This is a genomic window from Dyella sp. M7H15-1 (genome assembly GCF_004114615.1).
Classification (GTDB): domain Bacteria; phylum Pseudomonadota; class Gammaproteobacteria; order Xanthomonadales; family Rhodanobacteraceae; genus Dyella_B.
The window spans coordinates 2,449,404-2,470,642 of the sequence record NZ_CP035300.1 but is presented as its reverse complement, the minus strand read 5'-3'; the positions used below and the strand labels follow the sequence as shown (position 1 = coordinate 2,470,642).

15 protein-coding genes are annotated in these 21,239 nt (G+C 59.8%); 6 read left to right on the top strand and 9 right to left on the bottom strand.

Translation table 11 applies throughout. From position 1 onward, the window contains the following. Positions 1-104: 104 nt before the first annotated feature. A complete protein-coding gene (gene ahpC, locus EO087_RS11445) occupies positions 105-668 on the top strand; it encodes an alkyl hydroperoxide reductase subunit C (RefSeq protein WP_128898975.1) in 564 nt (187 codons plus the stop codon). Between the two features lie 148 nt (positions 669-816). Beyond that, positions 817-2,400, top strand: a complete 1,584-nt coding sequence (gene ahpF / locus EO087_RS11440) for an alkyl hydroperoxide reductase subunit F (RefSeq protein ID WP_128898974.1) — start codon at positions 817-819, stop codon at positions 2,398-2,400. A gap of 62 nt (positions 2,401-2,462) precedes the next feature. Here the strand turns inward: ahpF and uvrD are convergent, their stop codons facing one another. Together uvrD and EO087_RS11430 are read right to left on the bottom strand one after the other, a co-directional pair. After that, positions 2,463-4,685: a DNA helicase II gene (gene uvrD / locus EO087_RS11435; RefSeq protein WP_128898973.1), complete on the bottom strand. Its 2,223-nt coding sequence runs from the start codon at positions 4,683-4,685 to the stop codon at positions 2,463-2,465. Positions 4,686-4,728: 43 nt separating this feature from the next. Next, complete coding sequence (locus EO087_RS11430; RefSeq protein ID WP_205744355.1) at positions 4,729-6,234, bottom strand: hydroxymethylglutaryl-CoA synthase family protein; 1,506 nt, start codon at positions 6,232-6,234, stop codon at positions 4,729-4,731. A 379-nt stretch (positions 6,235-6,613) separates the two neighbouring features. Here EO087_RS11430 and EO087_RS11425 point away from each other — a divergent pair, with 379 nt between their 5' ends. Next, a complete protein-coding gene (locus EO087_RS11425; protein ID WP_128898972.1) occupies positions 6,614-8,842 on the top strand; it encodes a TonB-dependent receptor in 2,229 nt (742 codons plus the stop codon). A gap of 112 nt (positions 8,843-8,954) precedes the next feature. Here EO087_RS11425 and EO087_RS11420 read toward each other — a convergent pair whose 3' ends face one another. Beyond that, positions 8,955-10,331, bottom strand: a complete 1,377-nt coding sequence (locus EO087_RS11420) for a S41 family peptidase (protein WP_128898971.1) — start codon at positions 10,329-10,331, stop codon at positions 8,955-8,957. A 190-nt stretch (positions 10,332-10,521) separates the two neighbouring features. Continuing rightward, entirely contained in the window at positions 10,522-11,796 is a 1,275-nt protein-coding gene (locus EO087_RS11415; protein ID WP_240669037.1) for a peptidoglycan DD-metalloendopeptidase family protein, read from the bottom strand. A gap of 182 nt (positions 11,797-11,978) precedes the next feature. On the opposite strand from EO087_RS11415, the gene EO087_RS11410 reads away from it, so the two are divergent. Next, a complete protein-coding gene (locus tag EO087_RS11410; RefSeq protein WP_240669036.1) occupies positions 11,979-12,272 on the top strand; it encodes a ribbon-helix-helix domain-containing protein in 294 nt (97 codons plus the stop codon). A gap of 102 nt (positions 12,273-12,374) precedes the next feature. Here EO087_RS11410 and EO087_RS11400 read toward each other — a convergent pair whose 3' ends face one another. After that, positions 12,375-12,629, bottom strand: coding sequence for a C-terminal helicase domain-containing protein (locus tag EO087_RS11400; RefSeq protein WP_205744354.1), 255 nt, complete (start codon positions 12,627-12,629; stop codon positions 12,375-12,377). 167 nt (positions 12,630-12,796) lie between these two features. Here EO087_RS11400 and EO087_RS11395 point away from each other — a divergent pair, with 167 nt between their 5' ends. Together EO087_RS11395 and EO087_RS11390 are read left to right on the top strand one after the other, a co-directional pair. Continuing rightward, entirely contained in the window at positions 12,797-13,600 is an 804-nt protein-coding gene (locus tag EO087_RS11395) for an NRDE family protein (RefSeq protein ID WP_128898970.1), read from the top strand. Between the two features lie 320 nt (positions 13,601-13,920). Continuing rightward, the gene (locus EO087_RS11390) at positions 13,921-15,846 is read left to right on the top strand and encodes a CocE/NonD family hydrolase (protein ID WP_128898969.1); all 1,926 of its coding nucleotides are present in this window, start codon (positions 13,921-13,923) and stop codon (positions 15,844-15,846) included. A gap of 71 nt (positions 15,847-15,917) precedes the next feature. Here EO087_RS11390 and EO087_RS11385 read toward each other — a convergent pair whose 3' ends face one another. From EO087_RS11385 to EO087_RS11370, 4 genes are read right to left on the bottom strand one after another with little or no spacing between them, the layout of a single operon-like run. Next, entirely contained in the window at positions 15,918-16,562 is a 645-nt protein-coding gene (locus EO087_RS11385) for an NnrU family protein (RefSeq protein WP_240669035.1), read from the bottom strand. Continuing rightward, positions 16,531-17,094: a HutD family protein gene (locus tag EO087_RS11380; protein WP_128898968.1), complete on the bottom strand. Its 564-nt coding sequence runs from the start codon at positions 17,092-17,094 to the stop codon at positions 16,531-16,533. Before EO087_RS11380 ends, EO087_RS11385 begins: the two co-directional genes overlap by 32 nt. Further along, positions 17,091-19,193 carry an ATP-dependent DNA helicase DinG gene (dinG, locus tag EO087_RS11375; protein WP_128898967.1) on the bottom strand — a complete coding sequence of 701 codons (2,103 nt, stop codon included), beginning with the start codon at positions 19,191-19,193 and terminating at the stop codon, positions 17,091-17,093. Before dinG ends, EO087_RS11380 begins: the two co-directional genes overlap by 4 nt. Next, positions 19,183-20,838 carry an NAD(P)/FAD-dependent oxidoreductase gene (locus tag EO087_RS11370; RefSeq protein ID WP_128898966.1) on the bottom strand — a complete coding sequence of 552 codons (1,656 nt, stop codon included), beginning with the start codon at positions 20,836-20,838 and terminating at the stop codon, positions 19,183-19,185. Before EO087_RS11370 ends, dinG begins: the two co-directional genes overlap by 11 nt. Between the last annotated feature and the right edge of the window lie 401 nt (positions 20,839-21,239).

Genomic DNA, 21,239 nt, shown 5'->3' with positions numbered 1-21,239 from the left:
CCCATAGATGGCATTTATCAAACCTATCTCGACAATCAATTAGCTCTTTCGCCCTAAAGTCTCTAGTCTTTGCGACTTCATCCACAACCATGCGGAAGATATAGATGTCGCTGATCAACACCGAAATCAAACCGTTCAAAGCCACTGCTTACAAGAACGGGAAGTTCATCGAAATCACCGAAGCCACATTGAAAGGCAAGTGGTCGGTGGTGGTTTTCTATCCGGCTGATTTCACCTTCGTCTGTCCGACCGAGCTGGAAGATCTCGCCGATCATTACGCCGCATTCCAGAAGCTGGGTGTGGAGATCTACGGTGTCTCGACCGACACGCACTTCTCGCATAAAGCGTGGCACGACACCTCTGACGCGATCGGCAAGGTCAAGTACCCGCTGGTCGGCGATCCCACCGGTGCTATCACCCGTAACTTCGAGGTGATGATTGAAGAAGAAGGCCTGGCCCTGCGCGGCACCTTCGTGATTAATCCGGAAGGCCAGATCAAGCTGTGCGAAATCCACGACAACGGCATCGGCCGTGACGCCAGCGAACTGCTGCGCAAGGTGAAGGCTGCGCAGTACGTCGCCTCCCACCCGGGTGAAGTGTGCCCGGCCAAGTGGAAGGAAGGCGCCAGCACCCTGAAGCCGTCGCTCGAACTGGTCGGCAAGATCTAAGTTTTGCTTCGCTTTGCGGTTCTATCCCCTGCGGAACCGCTTGGGCCTGTTCAACTTGGCAGGCCCACCTTATCCCTGAGTTGTCGTCCCATTCGCCCTGGCGGATGCGGTGGCGCTCACCCTAAAAAATGCCAAGGAGATGTCACCCATGTTGGATAACGACCTGAAAACCCAGCTCAAGGCTTACCTGGAGAAAGTGGTTCATCCGATCGAGCTGGTGGCCTCCCTCGACGATGGCGCCAAGTCGCAAGAACTGCGCGCGCTGCTGCAGGATATCGAAGCGTTGTCCGATCGCATCTCGCTGAGCCTCAACGGTAACGACGCGCGCAAGCCGTCATTCGCGATCAACCGCAGCGGCACGGATGTCGGCGTGCGCTTTGCCGGCATCCCGATGGGTCACGAATTCACTTCGCTGGTATTGGCGCTGCTGCAGGTTGGCGGTCATCCACCCAAGGTGTCGGACGAAGTGATCGAGCAGGTGCGCATCCTTGAAGGCGAATATGTGTTCGAAACCTTCATGTCGTTGTCCTGTCATAGCTGTCCGGATACCGTGCAGGCGCTGAATTTGATGAGCGTGCTCAATCCCAACATCAAGCACGTGGCGATTGATGGCGCGCTGTTTCAGGACGAAGTGGACCGACGTCAGGTGATGTCCGTGCCGACCGTGTTCCTCAACGGCGAGCCGTTCGACCAGGGCCGCATGTCGATCGAACAGATCGCTGCCCGCCTTGATAGCGGTGCCGCCCAGCGCGCTGCCGAGAAGATCAAGACCAAGGCCGCGTTCGATGTGCTGGTGATCGGCGGTGGTCCGGCGGGCGCCGCGGCAGCCATCTATGCCGCACGCAAGGGCATCCGCACGGGCGTGGCGGCGGAGCGTTTCGGTGGCCAGGTGCTGGACACCATGGCGATCGAAAACTTCATCTCGGTGCCGTATACCGAAGGTCCGAAGCTGGCGACGGCACTGGAACAGCACGTGCACGAATACGATGTGGACGTGATGAACCTGCAGTGTGCCGAGCGGTTGATTCCAGCAGCCGAAGAAGGCGGGCTGATCGAAGTGAAGTTGGCCAACGGCGCCTCGCTCAAGGCGAAATCGGTGATCCTTTCCACCGGTGCGCGCTGGCGCAACATGAACGTGCCGGGCGAGCAGGAATACCGCAACAAGGGTGTCACCTATTGCCCGCACTGCGACGGTCCGCTGTTCAAGGGCAAGCGTGTGGCAGTGATTGGCGGTGGCAACTCCGGGGTGGAAGCGGCGATCGACCTTGCCGGTATCGTGGGCCACGTCACCTTGCTGGAATTCGACAGCAAACTGCGTGCGGATGAGGTGCTCCAGCGCAAGCTGCGCAGCCTGCCCAACGTCAACATCATCATCAGCGCGCAAACCACCGAAGTGTCGGGCGACGGCCAGAAAGTGACCAGCCTGGTCTACACCGATCGCACCAGCAACCAAGACCATCGCGTGGAGCTGGAAGGCGTCTTCGTGCAGATCGGCTTGTTGCCGAACACCGAATGGCTGAAGGGCACGGTAAAACTGTCGTCGCGTGGCGAGATCGATGTGGATGCGCGTGGCGAAACGTCGGTGCCGGGCGTATTCGCCGCTGGTGACGTCACGATCGTGCCGTACAAACAGATCGTGATTGCGATGGGCGAAGGTGCGAAGGCATCACTGAGTGCGTTCGATTACCTGATCCGTCTGCCCGTGGAAGAGCAAGAAGCCGTCGCAGCCTGATCGCCAGATGGCGAGTGTTCCCGCACGAAAAAACTGCTTTTTCGCTCATCGTGTCGCATCATTTATAACGGTGTGAGGTTGGCGTAGGCGGCGACCAGCCATTTGCTGCCGGCTATTTTGAAATTGACCTGCAAACGCGTATGCGCACCGCTGCCTTCCGCGCTAACTACGACACCTTCGCCAAAGCTCGGATGGTTGACGCGCTGCCCGAGTTTTACCGACAGGTCTTCTTTCAGCGAAGGTGCTGGCTCGGCGAAGCGTCCAGCGTACAACGGACGGCTGATGTGTACGCGTGGGCGCACTTCATCGACCAGTGATGGCGGAATTTCGCCGAGAAAGCGCGAGGGGCGGGCAAGCATTTCCGCACCGTGCATGCGACGCGATTCGGCATGCGTGATCACCAGCCGTTCGCGTGCGCGCGTGATGCCCACGTAGGCGAGGCGGCGTTCTTCTTCCAGGCGGCCTTCGTCTTCCACCGAGCGCTGGCTGGGGAACAGGCCTTCTTCTACGCCGACGAGAAAGACCAGCGGGAATTCCAGGCCCTTGGCCGAGTGCAGCGTCATCAATTGCACGCAGTTGTCCCAGGATTCACCCTGGCCTTCGCCGGCTTCCAACGCTGCATGCGAGAGAAAGGCGGAGAGTTCGCTGAGGCCGGCATCGACATCGTCCGGCGTCATCTCGAAACGAGTGGCGACATTGACCAGTTCATCCAGGTTTTCCACCCGCGATTCGGCATTGCCGCGGCTGTCTTTTTCGTAGAAGTCGCGCAGGCTGGATTGGACGATGGCGTGGTCGATTTGTTCGGCCAACGGCAGAACTTCTGAAACCCTCTCCTCTTCCCGCGTGCCCCGGAGGGGAGAGGGCGAAAAAACGCGCGCCATTTCATCGATCATGCCAAGAAAGCTTTTCACGGCATTCTTGGCGCGTCCAGCTAGTTCGTTGCCGGTGGAAAGCTCGTTCAATGCAGCGTCCCACATGGACACACCTTCGCCGCGCGCACATCGGCGCAACACATCCAGGGTACGATCGCCAATGCCACGTGGCGGCGTATTCACCGCGCGTTCGAACGCGGCATCGTCGTGTCGATTGGCGGTAAGGCGCAGATAGGAAAGCGCATCTTTGATTTCAGCTCGCTCGAAAAAACGCAAGCCACCGTACACGCGATAGGGAATATCGTGCTGGATAAGCTGTTCTTCGAAATTGCGCGACTGCGCATTGGAGCGATAAAGAATCGCGCAATCCTTCGCGTCGCCATGCTCGGCGATATATTCGCGAATACGCTCGATCACGAAGCGTGCTTCATCCTGTTCGTTGTAGGCCGCGTAGACGGCGATACGCGCGCCTTCCTCGCCAGCCGTCCACAATTGTTTGCCGAGACGGTTGCCGTTGCGCTGGATTACGCTGTTGGCGGCTTTGAGGATGTTGGAGGTGGAGCGGTAGTTCTGTTCCAGCTTGATCGTGCGGGCACCGGGGAAATCGCGCAGGAATTGCTGCACGTTTTCCACTTTGGCGCCGCGCCAGCCGTAGATCGACTGGTCGTCGTCGCCGACCACGAAGACTTGCCCGGTCTGTCCGGCCAGTACGCGAATCCACGCATATTGCAGCGCGTTGGTATCCTGGAATTCGTCGATCAACAGATGGCGCCAGCGTTGCTGGTAATGCTCCAGAATGGCGGGTTGCTTGAGCCAGAGCTCATGTGCGCGCAGCAGCAGTTCGGCAAAATCGACCAGGCCCGCACGACGGCAAGCATCTTCGTAAGCTTGGTAGATTTGCACGAGGGTGCGGGTGACCGGATGCTGGCCGTGTTCGATGTTCTCGGCGCGCTTGCCTTCGTCCTTCCAGCTATTGATCTGCCAGGTGGCCTGGCGTGGCGGGAACCGTGCTTCGTCCAGGCCGAGACCGGCCATGACGCGCTTGATCAGGCGTTGCTGGTCGTCGGCATCCAGGATCTGGAAGCTTTCCGGCAAACCTGCTTCGCGCCAGTGACGGCGCAGCAGGCGGTGGGCGATGCCGTGGAACGTGCCTACGGTGAGGCCCTGTGCGCCGCCAGGAATCAGGTTGTCCAGGCGCGTACGCATCTCGCCGGCCGCCTTGTTAGTGAAGGTCACCGCGATAATGGCCCATGGTGGCACGCGGTCGACCTGGCTGAGCCAGCCGATGCGATGAGTGAGCACGCGCGTCTTGCCGGAACCGGCGCCAGCGAGGACTAGATAGTGGCCGGGTGGTGCGCAGACGGCTTCGCGCTGCGCATCGTTGAGCGAGTCGATCAGGTGGGAGACATCCATCTAGAACATTGTAGCGGCTGAGCGGCGTGCATCCTCTCTAAAATCAGGGCACAAACTCGTAGTAATCCACGCCAAGGTCCTGGAACGTGGTTTCGTACGTGTTGCCGGTACGCGCAATCTTGAATTGATCCCGTGGTGGGCAGCTCAGCTCCGCATGCTTGCCGTCGTGCAGCGCTTCGTATTGCTGCTGCGACAGGTCGGAAGCTATGGCTAGTGCCTTGCGGAAGCCGATCTTGCCGGCTGCTTCACGCCACTCTGGCACCACCTTCAGCGGAATCGCTTCGGAAGCATCGCCGCTGCCGTAGCCGATCGCATAGAGCTTGGCGTTCGACAGCTCCACGTTGTGTTCCAATGCTTGCTCAAGGCCGGCGGCAATCCATGCCGGCAGCGCGGCGGTGTACAGGTTGCCCAACTCCATCGCCCAGTCGGTGCCAAGGTTAACGCGCTCGGCCAGCAGCTTCTGGAACTTAGGGCTCTTGCGCACCACGCCAGATAGCTGGGTGGTGAGCGGATGCGGTTCCTGTGCGGCATCGGCGCCGCCGCCCAGGCGCACGAACTCGCCGAACAGATCGGGCTTGTTGCGGCATTCCTCCACTACGCCTTCTGCCGAGACGCCAACCTGTTCGCACAGCGCCTGAAATTCGGCATTCGGTTGCGGCGAGCGGGCCAGTGCGCGGGCGTAAATAAACGCCAGCGCCTGCAGCGGCATCATGTGGTAGGGGCGATGGAAGAACAGACCGTCCGCACCAGCGAGAAAATCCGCGTCGGAAACGCCAAGGCGCTCCAGCATCGCATCCACCGCCTGACCGGTTTCGTCGAGGTAGGCAAACGTGGAGTACTTGCCGCTGAACACGGGGAAATCATGCGCACGTTTGCTGCGCTGGCCATAGTCCTGGTCGAAATGGCGGGCAAACGGCTTGCGGAAATCCGGACCTCGGTAATCCGAGGCACTGCCCGAGTGCGCCAAGTCCACTTCGAACAGCTTCGGATGGGCCTCGACCAGCATGGCTACCGCACCGGCGCCCTGAGTCTGCTCGCCGCTGGAGCCGCGTTCGTATTCGGCGATGTCGCTGCACACCACGATGGCTTGCTTGCCCTTAGCGTCGAAGGCGACGTAGCGCAGCGCGCTCTTCAGCGCGTACACGCCGCCGAGGCAGGCATGCTTGAATTCGGGGACTTCAAGCTGACGGGCAAGACGCGGCAGCCCCAGGCGCTCCAGCTCGCGATCGACCATGCCACGCACGATCACGGCGCCAGCGGAATTGTCCTTGCTGCTTTCGGTGCCGAGCGCGAGCTGGCCGATATTGCGCGGATCGACGTTGTAGTGACGAATCAGACGCAGCACGGCGGTCGCCGCCATGGTGTAAGCGTCTTCATAAGGCGCCGGTCGGCGGAAGCTGCGCCCGACCACGGCCTGCACTTTATCCCAGGAGTTGCCCGTCCACGCGCACCAGTCCTGCAGCGGGACGCGAGGCTGGGGCACGTACAGGCTCATGCCACTCACGCCAGGATTACGCTGTTGTGCTGCCGTATCATTCGCTGTATTCAAAACCTGTGTTCCTCGTAATAGCTGGGCGGTGCCGGCGCCACCATGACTGCACCTTGCGCACTCGGGGGTGCACGGTATATGCGGGTGGGGGGAGCGCGTCGTATATCGGATTTCGGGACCTGCATGCGGTCACTGAAGTGCTGTCCAAACGGAGATCATGCGGTGCGCCCTGCCGGAACTGCGGGATTTTAACTCCATCTTCCTCGCAGGGGCGACTGGCGCAAACCACCCGCCGTGCGCGTGTGGTTCTTCAATTCTCCCATTCCGACGGGCATGACTTCTGGGAGGGATGTCGGGATGCGATAGAAATGTTATAACATATCGAAATTAGCCCCCTTCCGATCGGCCGACCCAAACCACACTCGTCCGGAACCCCTGCATGAAATTGTCCCCGCTCGCTCTTGGACTCAGCCTCGCGCTATATGCGGTTTCCAGTTATGCAGCCACAGCGATTCCCACGCTGGATATCCCTGGTACAACCCCCGCCGTCGCCTCGTCGGCCGCGACTGCCCAACAACCGGCGGACAGCAATGCCGATGACACAAGCGGTGCCGCGGGCTCGCGCAATCGGCGCCCCTCCAAGGTCCAGCAGCTAGGCACGATAAGCGTGACCGCAGCGCTCGACCAGGCTCGCAACGGTTTGTCGCCGGATACGGGCAGCAGCCAGTACGTCATCACCGCGCAGAACATCCAGGCGTTGCCGCTGGGCGATGCCACCCCGATGAACCAGGTGCTGCTGCAGGCGCCGGGCGTGGTACAGGATTCCTACGGCCAGCTTCATGTGCGCGGCGACCACGCCAATCTGCAGTACCGCATCAATGGCGTGATGATTCCGGAATCGATCTCCGGCTTCGGTCAGTCGCTGGATCCGCGAACCATCCAGAGCGTCACCCTGCTCGACGGCGCCTTGCCAGCGCAATATGGGGAGCGCACGGCGGCCGTGGTGGACATCAACACCAAAAGTGGCTCCGACCTCAACAACGGTGGCAGCGTGGGTATCACAGGTGGTTCGTTCGGTACCGTGAATCCCTATGCCTCGCTGTGGGGGCACAGCGGCAATTGGAGTTATTTCTTCACGGCCAATTATCTGGAGAACAACATCGGGATCGAAAATCCAACTCCGAGCCGCGACCCGATCCACGATCATACCAACCAGATCAAGGCGTTCGGTGATGTCACGTACCTGATCAACAACGACACACGTTTGAGCCTGATGTTCGGCTCGACCAACAATCGTTTCCAGATTCCGAACAATCCAAGCCAGGTGCCGCAGTTCGGTTATTTGGATATCACCACCTTCAACTCCGCCGATCTGAACGAACGTCAGGACGAAGAAACGCGTTTCGGCGCGCTGGCGTTACAGGGCAAGTTCGCCGACACCCATTACCAGGTATCGGTGGGTCAGCGTTACAGCGGTTTGCAGTATTACCCCGATGACATCGGCGACCTGATGTTCAACGGCGTAGCCGGACAGATCAACCAGGGCGACCGCGCCACGACCTTGCAGGCGGACTTCTCCATGCCGTGGGCCAGCAATCACACTTTGCGCTACGGTTTGTACGGCGAACTCGATCGCGCCTACACCCATACTTATTCGCAAGTGTTCCCGGCCGATGACGCAGGCAACCAGACCAGCACGGTGCCTTTCAGCATCTTCACTGGCGATCGCATCCTCGCTAAAACTATGGCTGCCTACGTCCAGGACCAGTGGGATATCAACGATAGCTGGACCGTCAACTATGGCGTGCGTGGTGATCGCTATCAGGCATTCCGCGAGGAAAGCCAGTTGAGCCCACGCGTTGGCGTGGTCTGGCAGGCGACCGATAGCACCACGGTGCACGCTGGTTATTCGCGCTACTTTACGCCGCCGCAGACCGAGCTGATTTCCACCGAAAACATCGAGGCATTCGCTGGCACCACCAACGCGGTGAAGAATTACGGCAACAACACACCGCTGGCTGAGCGCTCCCATTACTTCGACGTCGGCATTTCGCAGAACATCGGTTCGGCGTGGACCCTGGGCTTCGATTCCTACTACCGCCAGGTGGATCGTCTGCAGGATGAGGGTCAGTTCGGCGCGGCGCTGGTGTACTCCACCTTCAATTACAAGTACGGTCGCGTGCGCGGCAACGAGTTCAGCCTGACCTACAACCAGGGGCCGCTGTCCGCGTACTTCAACTTTGCCTACAGCCGCGCGATGGGCAAGGATGTGATCACCAGCCAGTACAACTTCAGTCCGGATGAACTGGCTTATATCGCGGATCATTGGATCCATCTCGACCACGATCAGAAGCTGACCTCATCCGGTGGCATCAACTACGCTATCACCGATGCCACCAAGGTCGGCGCTGATTACATTTTCGGCAGCGGCCTGCGCGAGGATGGCCTCACGCCGAATGGTCTTTCGCTGCCGTACTACTTCCAGCTAAACCTCAATGTCTCGCATGACTTCAACTTTGAGAGCTTCGGCAAGCTGCATACACAGCTTGCGCTGATCAATGCGCTGGATCGCACGTATGAACTGCGTAGCGGTACCGGTGTGGGCGTGGGGGCGCCGCAATATGGGCCGCGGCGTGGGGTGTACCTGACGTTGCAGAAGGATTTTTAAGGTTCGTCTTACACTGGCATTTCCCTCTCCCTTCTGGGAAGAGGAGTGCCGTGCCGCGAATTTTCCGCTAACAGTGGACCTTCGCCAGGATGACAAGGGGTGAGTGTGTGCGTTATTGCGCCTTGGCCGCGGGCGTCCCACTATCGCGCCTTAGCGCCAGCCCTTTCAAAATATTCAACGCCTGCGACAACGCATAGTCAGTGGTCGCCAGCTTGGCGTTCTCCGCACTGCCATCGTTATTGATGTTGCCACCGGCCACCGCAGCAGCTTCATTGGCCAAGTGATGCGGTAGGTCCGCTTCCGAGCTCATGGGTTCCTGCGAGTTGTCCACCTTGGCGACCGTCAAATCCGCCAGTGCGATATCCGGTTTGATGCCTTCAGCTTGGATCGAGGTGCCGTTCGGGGTGTAGTAGCGAGCCGTGGTCAACTTCACCGCGTGATCGGCATCGAGCGGCAGCACCGTCTGTACCACGCCCTTGCCGAATGTGCGGCGACCGACGATCAGTGCACGATGATTGTCTTTCAGTGCGCCGGAAACGATCTCGGCTGCCGAGGCCGTGCCGTTGTCGGCCAGCACGACCATCGGTGCGCCGTTCAACAAGTCGCCACCGGCGTGGGCCGTGAAGGTGAGGTTGGAATCCGGCAGGCGGCCATGCGTGGTCACGATGGCGCCGGAATCAAGGAAGTCACTGCTAACGCCTACGGCAGCAGTCAACAGGCCGCCCGGGTTGGAGCGCAAGTCGAGAACGGCGCCTTTCTGCGTACCATTCTTTTTCAACAGGTCACCCAGCTTCTTCTCCAGATCACCGGCGGTGTCATCCTGGAACTGGCTGATGCGGATATAGGCATAACCCGGTTCCAGTTCGCGCACCTTCACGCTGGTCATCGAGATGCGTTCGCGGGTCATGGTCATGGTGACCGGTTGCTCCGACTTTTCGTGCAGGATGCCTAGCGAGATCTTAGTGCCGGGATCGCCGCGCAGGGCGTTGAACATGTCGTCGATGTTGTCGGGGGTCACCGCTTTGCCGTTGATCGAAGTGATCACGTCCCCCGGCTTGATGCCCGCGCGTGAAGCGGGCGTGTCGTCGATCGGGGATACGATGCGCAACAGGCTGTTGTCCTCCATCACCTCGATGCCGAGACCGCCATACTGGCCGGTGGTGTCCTCGTTGAGTTCCTGCAACCCTTCCTTGTCGAGGTAGGCGCTATGTGGATCAAGGCCGGAGAGCATGCCCTTGATCGCATCGTTCATCAGGGTCTTGTTGTCGACCTTTTCCACGTAGGCCTGGCGGATGACCTGGTACACGTGCGCAAAATTACTCACGTCGTCCATGTTGACCTGGTCTGCCGGGGTGGCACTGCTGGACGCTTTGGCAGGGGTGCTGCCGTTATCGATCGCGGCGTTCGCACCCGTATCAGTCGCCACTTGTGCATGCAGCACAGGCGTCGCCAGCAGCAGGGCGAGAAGGCAGTGACGGGGGAAACGCATGGGGCAAACTCCACAGGAAAAGAGATGACGGCAATGTTGAGACTGTTCGGCACCGTCCGAATTCAGTCGCCACAGAATACGCCGATCCTTGTTGCGATGGCGTTGTCTGGCTGGTCTTGGCGTAAGGACCTGCACATTCGTGACATGGCTCCCTTGCACGTGGGGGAAGCAGCTATCGCATGGGTAGAGGTCATCGCTTCTGGCTCAACCAGGTTCGCGGATCGACCGGCTGTCCATGGTGGCGCAGTTCGAAATACACGCCGTTGCTGTCGCTGGTGACAAGCATGGCCGTGCCAAGCGACTCGCCCGATGCCACGTCGTCCCCCACTCCGTGCAGCAGAGTCTCGTTATTGCCGTACATGCTCAGCCAGCCATTGCCGTGGCTGAGAATGATGAGCTGGCCGTAGCCGCGCATGAAGTGGGCGTAGACCACGCGGCCGGCCGCCACCGCATGCACTTCGCTGCCGCGCGGTGCGCTGATCAACACGCCGTTGCCGAAGCTGTGCACCGGCCCGGCAGCCGGCCACGGCAAGTTTCCGCGAATATTGGCCAGCGCCTTGCCGGTGTTGGCGCCAGGTACGGTCGGGTTGGCGCGTGCCTTACGCTCCGCCTCGCGAGCGGCTTCGTCGATCGCCTTTTGCAACTTGACCAGCAAGTCATTGAGCGACTGCTCGTTCTGCTTCATCGCCGTTAGCTTCTGTGCTTCATTCTTGTATTGCGCATCGATCTGGCTGGCGAGTTGCTGCTGCGATTTGCGCTGTTGCTCGAGCGCGCTGGCCTGCTGCTGGCGCTGCGTACGTGTCGCTTGCAGGGCTTGCTGATCGGTGGCGACTTGGTTTTCCAGGTCCTGCAGTTGGGTGAGTTGCGTCATTAGCTCCTGCACTTTTTGCACGCGGTCCTGCTGGAAATACTTGGAGTAGGCGAGCGAGCGGGCAATCCGGGCGATGTCCTCGTCACCGAGCAGCAAGCGCAGGTCGGAGCCCTGGCCGACGGTGTAAGTGGCGCGCAGCAGATCGGCAATCGCTGCGCGCTGGCTGTCCAGGTGCTGGTTGAGGGCATTTCGTTGCGTCTGCAACTGATCGAGCTGTTGCTGCTTGGCGGCGATCTGCGCGTCGGTATCGTGCACGGCTCTGGCCGCGCTGGCGACGGCGTCGGATTGCTTGGCCAGGGCAGCGTTGGCGCTATCACGGCGCGCGGCGGTGTCCGCCTGCTCCTTGGTCAGTGCTTGCATCTTGGTACGCAAGTCGGCCAACTGCTGCCTGGCCTCGGCCTGTTGGGCCTGGGTCTTGCCGTCCTGTGCGGCTCGGACGGGTATGGGGACGATGGCGAAAAAGGCGATCGCGCAGGCGATCAGGGCGGCTGAAAGTGGGTGAAAGGCGTTGGAATAGGTCGGCATAAAGCTGATTATGTCCGAGCTGGCTTGTTCCGGCGAGATGGCACGGATGGCGCTCTGGCGCGGCCTCACGGACATTTTAGCCGGAGTGGTCTGTTAGCGCGTGTCGAAGGGGGATCGACAGGAAATCGGCCGCAGCTGTCGTCGCGGTATCCGCAAGGGGCTGCTGCCGCTGGGATGTAATCCCAGCTTTCATTGATGTAATCGGATTTAATCATTCAGATTACATCTGAATCAGATCGCAAGGATGTGCCGTGTCAATTGATCGTGAGGTCGCCATGACGAAAGCTGCAACCCGTGTTCTCACCGCCCACGTACCGGTTTCGCTAGCCGAGCAAGTCGACCGCTTGGCCGATCGTCTTGAGCGTCCACGTGGCTGGATATTGAAGCAGGCGCTCACAGCCTGGATTGCCCAAGAGGAAGAGCGTGACCGCCTGACCCGAGAGGCATTGGCCGACGTTGACGCAGGTCACGTCATCGACCATCAGGCCGTACAAGCGTGGGCAGATAGCCTTGGCACCGACGAGACACTCCCGGTGCCTCGTTGATGGAGTTGAAGTGGACCGGTAAGGCTCTTTCCGATCTGGCGCGCTTGCATGAATTCCTGGCTCCGGTGAACAAAGCAGCCGCTACTGCATCCCTTATTGACTTCAAGACCTCCCTCGCAAGGTTTCCGCTAATAATGCGCAAGCATCAGCGAGCTTGCTGGCGGTTTCCCCGGAGGGTAACGGCAGATTGAGCCGTTGTGCTCCGGTGGCCGGATTCCACGGCAGATCCATGTTCACCAGTACGGAGGCGTGTTGCAGGTTGAGCCCTGTGGCTCCGGCATCGATGGAAAGAAAGACGCGGCATGCAGGATCGTTGCGAAAGCGTTCCACCAAGGCCGGGCGTTTTTCCGAAGGCACGCCGCCGTGAAAACTGACGTAGATGGTGGTAGATCTGGGCAGTATTCAAATGGAGCAATACGATAACGGATGAAACAGTTTTTATGACGGCGCCACGGCTGGCTGTTCGCTGGGCGGAGGCGGTACGGCGGCGCGCGTCCCGCCGATGAGCTAGAATCCATGCCTCTATGTGCCTGATCGCGTTCGCTTGGCATAGCCACCCACGCTGGCGTCTACTGCTGGCGGGTAACCGCGATGAATTCCATGCGCGGCCAAGCAACCCTTTATGCCACTGGAAAGATCTGGCGATCATTGGCGGCCGTGATCGGGAAGCCGGCGGCACGTGGTTAGGTGTCACCGAGTCGGGCCGATGCTGTGTCGTCACCAACATGCGCGATCCGCGCGATCCGCAGCACGGCACGTCGCGCGGTCTGCTTGCCACGGATTACCTCGCTGGCCCCGACGACGCCACCCAGCATGCGCAAAACGTGATGGCAACGGCAGCCAGCTATCGACCGTTTAATCTGCTTACTTTCGATGTCGATCACGGCTTCTACATCGGCAATCGCCCAACGGCGAAGGTGCAACGGATCGAGCCCGGTGTGCATGGGCTTTCCAATGCGGACTTCAATACGCCCTGGCCCAAGACCAAGGCCTTGATGGTGCGCTTGCAGGCCTGGATGAATGCCGGCCATGAAGTGGATTTCGCACCGTTGTTCCGCGCGCTGGCCAACGAGCAGCAGGCGCCTGATGAGACGTTACCGGATACGGGCATTGGCTTGGAGCGTGAGCGCTGGCTGTCTTCCGCCTTTATCCGTGGCGAGTATTACGGCACGCGCGCCAGCACCGTCGTGGCGATCGATAACGAGGGCCGGGGACGCATCGTGGAACGCCGCTTCGGGCCGATGGGCCGTTTCCTTGGCGAGACCGAGTGGCCTTTGAATCCGCAGCCCTGCGGAAGGTCATTCGCAGGTTGGGTTAGCGCGGCATGACTTGGAAAAAAGTGGCTGATAAAACGAGAGGCGACGTCGAAGCGTCAAAGTCACAGGTTTTTGCTCGTCGTCCCGGCGCAGGCCGGGACCCAGTGACTTCGCTCGTCGCACAAAGCGGCTGACCTCATGAAGGTTCCCCGATGGGCTAGCCTTCCATCCTCCACCTGCGGTTAGCAAATGCAAGGGGTCACTAGGCAAAAAGTCATGCATGGCTTTCCATCAGCGTTGTCTTAAAGTCTCCATGCTGCCGGGAGAGCAGCTTTCCAGACATCGATGGCACCCGCTGCCTTAGGGTTGGGGCGGCTGTTGTGGAGATCCTCATGTATCCGATTCGTTCCCTGCTTTTTGCTACGGCACTCGCAATGGCCCTGTCCGCTGCGAGCATCCATGCCCAGACCGCGCCGCTCACGCCGGATATTCCGGTGAACTTCACCGCGCCGACCGATGCCAACGACTACATCAAGCGCGTGGTGATGATTCCGATGCGCGACGGCGTAAAGCTGCACACGGTCATCGTGATTCCGAAGGGTGCGCACAATGCGCCGATCTTGCTGACGCGCACGCCCTACAACGCGGACGGCCGCACCGAGCGCACGCTGTCGCCGCACATGCTGGATCTGTTACCACAGGGTGACGAAGTATTCGTGGAAGCAGGCTATATCCGCGTGTTCCAGGACATCCGTGGCAAGTACGGCTCCGAAGGCGACTATGTGATGACCTTGCCGCTGCGCGGACCGCTCAATCACGGCAAGGTGGATGAATCCACCGATGCCTACGACACCATCGACTGGCTGTCGAAGAACATTCCCGAGTCCAATGGCAAGGTCGGCATGCTCGGTTCGTCATACGAGGGCTTCACCGTGGTGATGGCGCTGATCAACCCGAACCCGGCGTTGAAGGTCGCCGCGCCGGAAAGCCCGATGGTGGATGGCTGGATGGGTGACGACTGGTTCCACTACGGCGCCTTCCGTCAGAACGACCTGGACTACATCACCTTCCAGACCACCAAGAAAGGCACGGGCTACATGATCCCGCGCCAGGGTCTGGACGATTACACCAATTTCCTGCGCGTGGGCTCCGCCGGTGACTTCGCGCATGCCAACGGACTGGATGCACTGCCGTTCTGGCGCAAGATCCATGAGCACCCGGCCTACGATGCATTCTGGTCGAATCAGGCGCTGGACCAGATCCTGGTCAACCAACCGCTGAAGGTGCCCACCATGTGGGAGCAGGGCTTGTGGGATCAGGAAGATATGTGGGGCGCCATCCATAGCTACGAAGTCATGGAACCCAAGGACATCACCCACACCAAGAACTACCTGGTGATGGGCCCGTGGCGGCACAGCCAGGCGAACTACGATGGCAGCACGCTCGGTCCCATGAAATGGGATGGCGATACCGCACTGCAATTCCGCCGCGACGTATTGCTGCCGTTCTTCAATCAATACCTGAAAGATGGCGCGCCGAAGGCCAACACGCCGCCGGTGTTCATCTACAACACGGGCGAGAACCATTGGGATCGTTACACGCATTGGCCGCTATCATGTGACAACGGCTGTGTATCGAAACCCAAGCCGATTTACCTCGAAGCAGATGGTCGCCTGTCATTCGAAGCGCCCACAGCCAGTGATGCCAAGTACGACGAATACGTTTCCGATCCGGCCAAGCCGGTGCCATATCAGCCGCGTCCGGTGGTGGGCTCCGATCACGAAGCCTGGACGCACTGGTTGCTCAATGACCAGCGCTTTGTCGACGGTCGGCCGGATGTACTCACCTATGTCAGCGAGCCGCTGACCACACCGATGCATCTGGGCGGCGCACCGCAAGTGAACCTGGTGGCATCAACCAGTGGTACGGACAGCGACTGGGTGGTGAAGATCATCGACGTATACCCGGATTCTGTGCCGTCCAACCCGAGCATGGGCGGCTATGAATTGCCGATCTCGCTGGATATTTTCCGCGGCCGCTATCGCACCAGCTTTGAGCATCCGCAGGCGATCGAAGCCCATGCACCGTTGCTTTACAGCTTCCGCTTGCCGACCGTGAACCATGTATTCCAACCGGGACACCGCATCATGGTGCAGGTGCAATCCAGCCTGTTCCCGTTATATGACCGCAATCCGCAGACCTTCGTGCCAAACATCTTTGATGCGAAAGCGTCGGATTATGTGAAGGCTACGCAACGGGTATGGCATACCCCGGATCATGCGAGCTTTATCAGCTTGCCGGTGGTGGAGGGGCAATAAGCTTGGCGTTCATAGCCGCATCCCTCTTTTCACCCTGGACGATGTCATCAGGTGACTTATCTAAAAACCATTCAGGTCAACGGATTCACGCCGAACAGCAGGTTATGCAGCCAGAATGCGAACAGCGTCCAGACCGCCACCCCCATCACCACCGCGAGCGCGTCACCCTTGACCGTACCGGCCGGATAAACCGTGCTGTCCCGGCGGTCGCGCCTGCGCGACACGATGAAGAACACCACCGACCAGACCAGGAACGGCGCGAACAACACCAGGTCGTGCAACATGCCGGTCGCCAGAAGATGGCCGAACGACCAGGTTTTCACCGCCAGTACCTGAGGGTGACCCAGCCTCGCCTTGATATGGTTGCGGGGTACGCGCGCTGCCGCAAGAAAAATCAGTGCCACCAGCATGAACAAACTGTTGAGATGGCGCAGCCAAAGCGGTGGCGCGTAAACCAGCACCGGATGCTGCCGCGCCAGCCCGAACCCCCAGATGATCAACCCGATACCGATGAGCGCGACTATGGAGCAGAAGCCTTTCCAGCGATGCAGCCCGATGCGCGCGATCTGCTGCTTGCGCCAGTCGTCGGCCACGATGCGAAGGGAGTGCAAGCCGAGGAAAACGATAAGACCGAAGACCAACATGATCATAGTGGAGACCCCTTGGAAGAAACGCCAGCAATGGCTAATTTCCGCGCGATTCCACTCGCGCGACAAGTGTCAATGTTCCAGGATCCAGTGCGATACGCCCAGTCGATGACAGCCCTGGCAACCACGCATCACCTGTTTGCAGGCGCCCGTCCGCCGTATCGACGTGGCCTTGCGCACAATAGATCAAGGCCACCGCATCATCCACCACTTGCCGACCGGGTTCGTCCCACACTACCAGCTCGCCATGCACTCGTGTGCGGCGCAGCATCAGGTTGAAGTCGCGCGTCGGGCCACCACGCAAGGTTACGCTCACCTGGGCTTCGCCAGGGAATGTAAACGGCATGAAGGGCGAGGTCAGCGCATGGGTGCGTCCATCGTCCAGGGCCATGATGAACCCGGCGCCTTCAAGTAGAGCGATGTGACGATCGATACCTGGAAACGCGGAAAACGGTGCTGTGCTATCGACTTCCGCCACGCTCGCGCGCCAGGTGAATTCATCCATGCCGGCACCGACCGGATGGACGGCAAGCTCACGTGTACGACCCATGCCATTTTTCCACGGCATGGCTGGGCAATCACGAAGACGGATGATGCTCATGTACTTCGCTCGATCACGCGCTGAAAAGGGGGTAATGCTTTTAGCATCTGACTGCCGTATTGCCGTGTGACGACGCGCCGGTCCAGCAGCACGATGCGCCCGCGATCCGTTTCGCTTCGGATCAGGCGCCCACAGTACTGGGTGAGCAGACGCGTGGCTTCCGGCACGGCGACCTCCAGGAACGGATTGCGCCCGCACGATTCTAGCCATTCCGCATAAGTGGCGCCTACTGGATCGGTTGGCACCGCAAATGGCAATTGGGTGATGACCACCGTCTCGCACAACTTGCCAGGCAGATCGAGGCCTTCGCCGAACGATGCCAGGCCGAACAAGGTGCTGCCTTTGCCTGCTTCGATAGCGGCCGTGTGCTCGGCAATCAATTGCGTCTTGCCCAGCGAGCCTTGCGCACGCACTCTGCGCACCTTGTCGATAGGCAGGCGCTGCAAGACGCGCTCGAGTTTCGCGCGGGAGGTAAACAGCACCAGGTTGCCGGCATCCCAATCCAGGTGTTTCGCCAGCCAATCCGTCACTTCTTGCGCGTGCTGTTCGCGTGTATCGGGCAGTGCGGACAAGGCGGGTACCTCCAGGCGTGCCTGCACACTCAGGTCGAACGGGGAAGGCAGGCTTATCGTCACCGCATCGTCCGGCAGGCCCACGGCGTCGGCAAATCCGCGAAAATTGCCGCCTGCGCTCAAGGTGGCTGAGGTCATGACCGCTGCACTGGCGTTGTCCCACAAAATATTGCGCAACAAGTCGCCGGCTGAAACGGTGGAAGCGTGACAAACGAGTTGCTGATCCGGCGACAGCGTGACCCAGCGCGCGAGCGGCGGCGCATGCTCAGGATCATCACTGGACCAGGCATGCCACGTGCGTACCTGGCGATCGATACGCTCCAGTGCGATGCCCAGTTCACGCGACAAGGCTTCCTGCGTGGGGCCACCTTCGCTCATTTCAGTAACGGTTCGCCGCACAGCCGTCAGCCAGCGCTGTATTTCCGCAGTGTAGACATACAGCATGCCGGCGTGATGAGACCAAATTTCCGGCAACTGCCCCAGCGATCCGCGATACATGGGTTCGGTTTGGCCCGGATCGGGCAGCCAGGATTGGCGGATGTCCTTTTCCAGGGCCTCCAGCGCGTCGCTGAGTTCCTGCAGTTTTTCGTCGCCGGCGCCCAGCGTGAGCTTGCCGATCACTTCCTTGTCGGTCAACGAATAAGCGGCGTGCACCTGTCGAGTCAGACGATTGATTTGCCGCACGGCCAAACCCAGCGGCACATCCGACGCGCCGCGATCGATGGTCTTGTCGGGCATGTGGTGCGCTTCGTCGAACACGTAGACAGTTTCTTCAGGCTTGGGCAGGAAAACACCGCCCCAGCTTTCTTCGCCGCTGGAAAGGGTGAGATCGGAAAGCACCAGATCTTGATTGGCCACGATGATGTCCGCATCGGCAACGGCGCGACGCGCGGCGAAGAACGGACAGATCATGAAGTGTCCGCAACGGCGCGACGTGCAGCCACCGGCGCTGGTGGTGATCAGCGCGCGCAGCATATCGCCGGGTGTTTCTGGCGCGGCATCCATATCACCATTCCATTCGTTGCGATCGAAGGCATCGGTGAGCTTGCGTATCACCTGCTTGTCGCGTTCCGCCGGTGGTTTGCTCCACAAGGCAAGATCAGCATCGAAGCCCAGGCCCATCTGGTTGTTCTCGCCGATACTGCCGGCTGCCATGTGTAGATTGCGTGGGCACAGATAGCGTCCCCGGCCCTTGGCCAGCGCAACTTTTGCTTCACTACCATTGAGCTTCAGATACAACGGAATATCACGCTCGACCAACTGCTCCTGCAAAGTCACCGTGGCGGTTGCGATCAGCAGTTTTTTCTTCTGCGCCTTGGCCACTTCCGCACCGGCGACCAGATAGGCCATCGACTTGCCGGTGCCAGTAGGGGCTTCGATCACCGCCGCACCACCGGATTGAGCCAATGCCTTGGCTACTTCGGCAATCATGCGCAACTGCGCGGGACGCGCGCGGAAACCGGGTAGCCCGTCCTTGATACGTGTGTAAGCCTCGCGGATGTTGTCCTTGAGTGCGTCAGTGAGCATAGGTTTCCTGATGCATGCCGACGATGCTCAAAGCCACCGCTTCCGCCACGCGAATGCCATCGACACCCGCGGAAAGAATGCCACCCGCATAACCTGCTCCTTCACCGGCAGGGAACAGTCCGCACGTGTTGAGACTCTGGTAGTCGACATCGTTGCGACGCACGCGAACCGGTGAGGATGTGCGTGTCTCAACGGCCGTAAAGATAGCATCGTGCTGGGCAAAACCCTTGATCTTGCGGTCGAACGCAGGCATCGCCTCGCGTATGGCTTCCACCGCGTAATCGGGCAAGGCACTCGTCAAATCCGTCAGATGCACGCCGGGCTGGTAGGAAGGTTGCACTTCACCAAAGGCGGTGGATGGACGCCCGGCGATAAAGTCGCCGACCAGTTGCCCTGGCGCTTCATAGGTGCCACCACCAAGCTCGAACGCACGGCTTTCCCAGTGACGTTGCAACGCGATACCCGCCAGCGGACTGCCGCTACCATCGTAGGGTATGAAATCACTGGGTTCGATACCCACGACGATGGCGGCATTCGCATTGCGCTCGTTGCGTGAATATTGGCTCATGCCGTTCGTCACCACATGTCCTGGCTCGCTGGTTGCCGCGACCACGGTGCCGCCAGGACACATGCAAAAGCTGTAGACCGAACGGCCGTTACGGCAGTGATGCACCAGCTTGTAATCCGCCGCGCCAAGAAGCGGATGGCCAGCTTGCGGACCAAAACGCGCGCGATCGATCATCGATTGCGGATGTTCGACGCGGAAACCCATCGAAAAGGGTTTCGCTTCCAGATACACGCCGCGCTTGTGCAGCATCTCAAAGGTGTCGCGTGCACTATGGCCTAACGCCAGTACCACATGATCGGTACGGATCTGCTCGCCATTTGCCAGCACCACGCCGCGCACATGGCGGATACCCTGGGCATCGGTCTCGATGTGCAAGTCGTCCGCGCGGTGCTCGAAACGAATCTCGCCACCGAGCGACTCGATGGTGTTGCGCATGCTCTCCACCATCGTCACCAGGCGGAACGTGCCGATATGCGGCTTGCTTACATAGATGATTTCTTCCGGCGCGCCCGCCTTTACGAACTCGGCAAGCACTTTGCGCCCGTAATGATGCGGATCGGAAATCTGACTGTAGAGCTTGCCATCGGAAAACGTACCTGCGCCACCTTCGCCGAATTGCACGTTGGATTCGGGATGCAGGTTGCGCTTGCGCCACAAGTCCCAGGTGTCCTTGGTACGCTCGCGCACCGCCTTGCCGCGCTCCAGGATGATAGGGCGAAAACCCATTTGCGCCAGGATCAGGCCGGCAAATAGACCGCAAGGGCCCATACCGATGACCACCGGTCGATGGATCATGCCTTTTGTTCCACGGGTCACGAAACGGTAATTCGTATCGGGTGTTGGACGTACATGTGGATCGTCCGTATAACGCAGCAGCAGCTTCGCCTCATCAGCCACCTCCACATCCAGCGTATAGATAAGCTGGATCGCACCGCGCTTGCGGGCGTCATAGCCGCGGCGAAAGATGCGGTAACCGCGAATAGCCTGAGAGCCGACATGTAATTTGGTACGGATAGCCGCTACCAGCGCTTCCTCGGCGTGGTCCAGCGGTAGCTTGATATCGGTCAGTCGCAGCATGCGGGGCGGGGCAGGTGGAACGGTTGGCTATTGTCTCAGAGCCGGCCCGAAACCGCTGCATGGGTTGCCGCTTTAGCCGTCGCCTCGGCGCAGACCCTGTCTCTTGATCACATGGGTTGATCCATGGCTTGCTTGGCGTTCTTGAAGTCGAAACCAGCTATGCCAGATCGTGTCCCAATCTTGCGCATCGACCTCGTCATTAAGAAGAACGGGTTGTTCACAGGGCCGGTCAGGCACCTTACAAATTTACTCAGAAACCTTACAAAATGGGTCCGGCCTGGCTACTCGCATCTGCGCATATTGTATGATTATATTCGAACGAAGTCCGGCACTGCTTCAGATGGTGCAGTTGCGGCAGGAAGTGCCATATCCACGAACGATTTCATCATCTCTAGACCCTT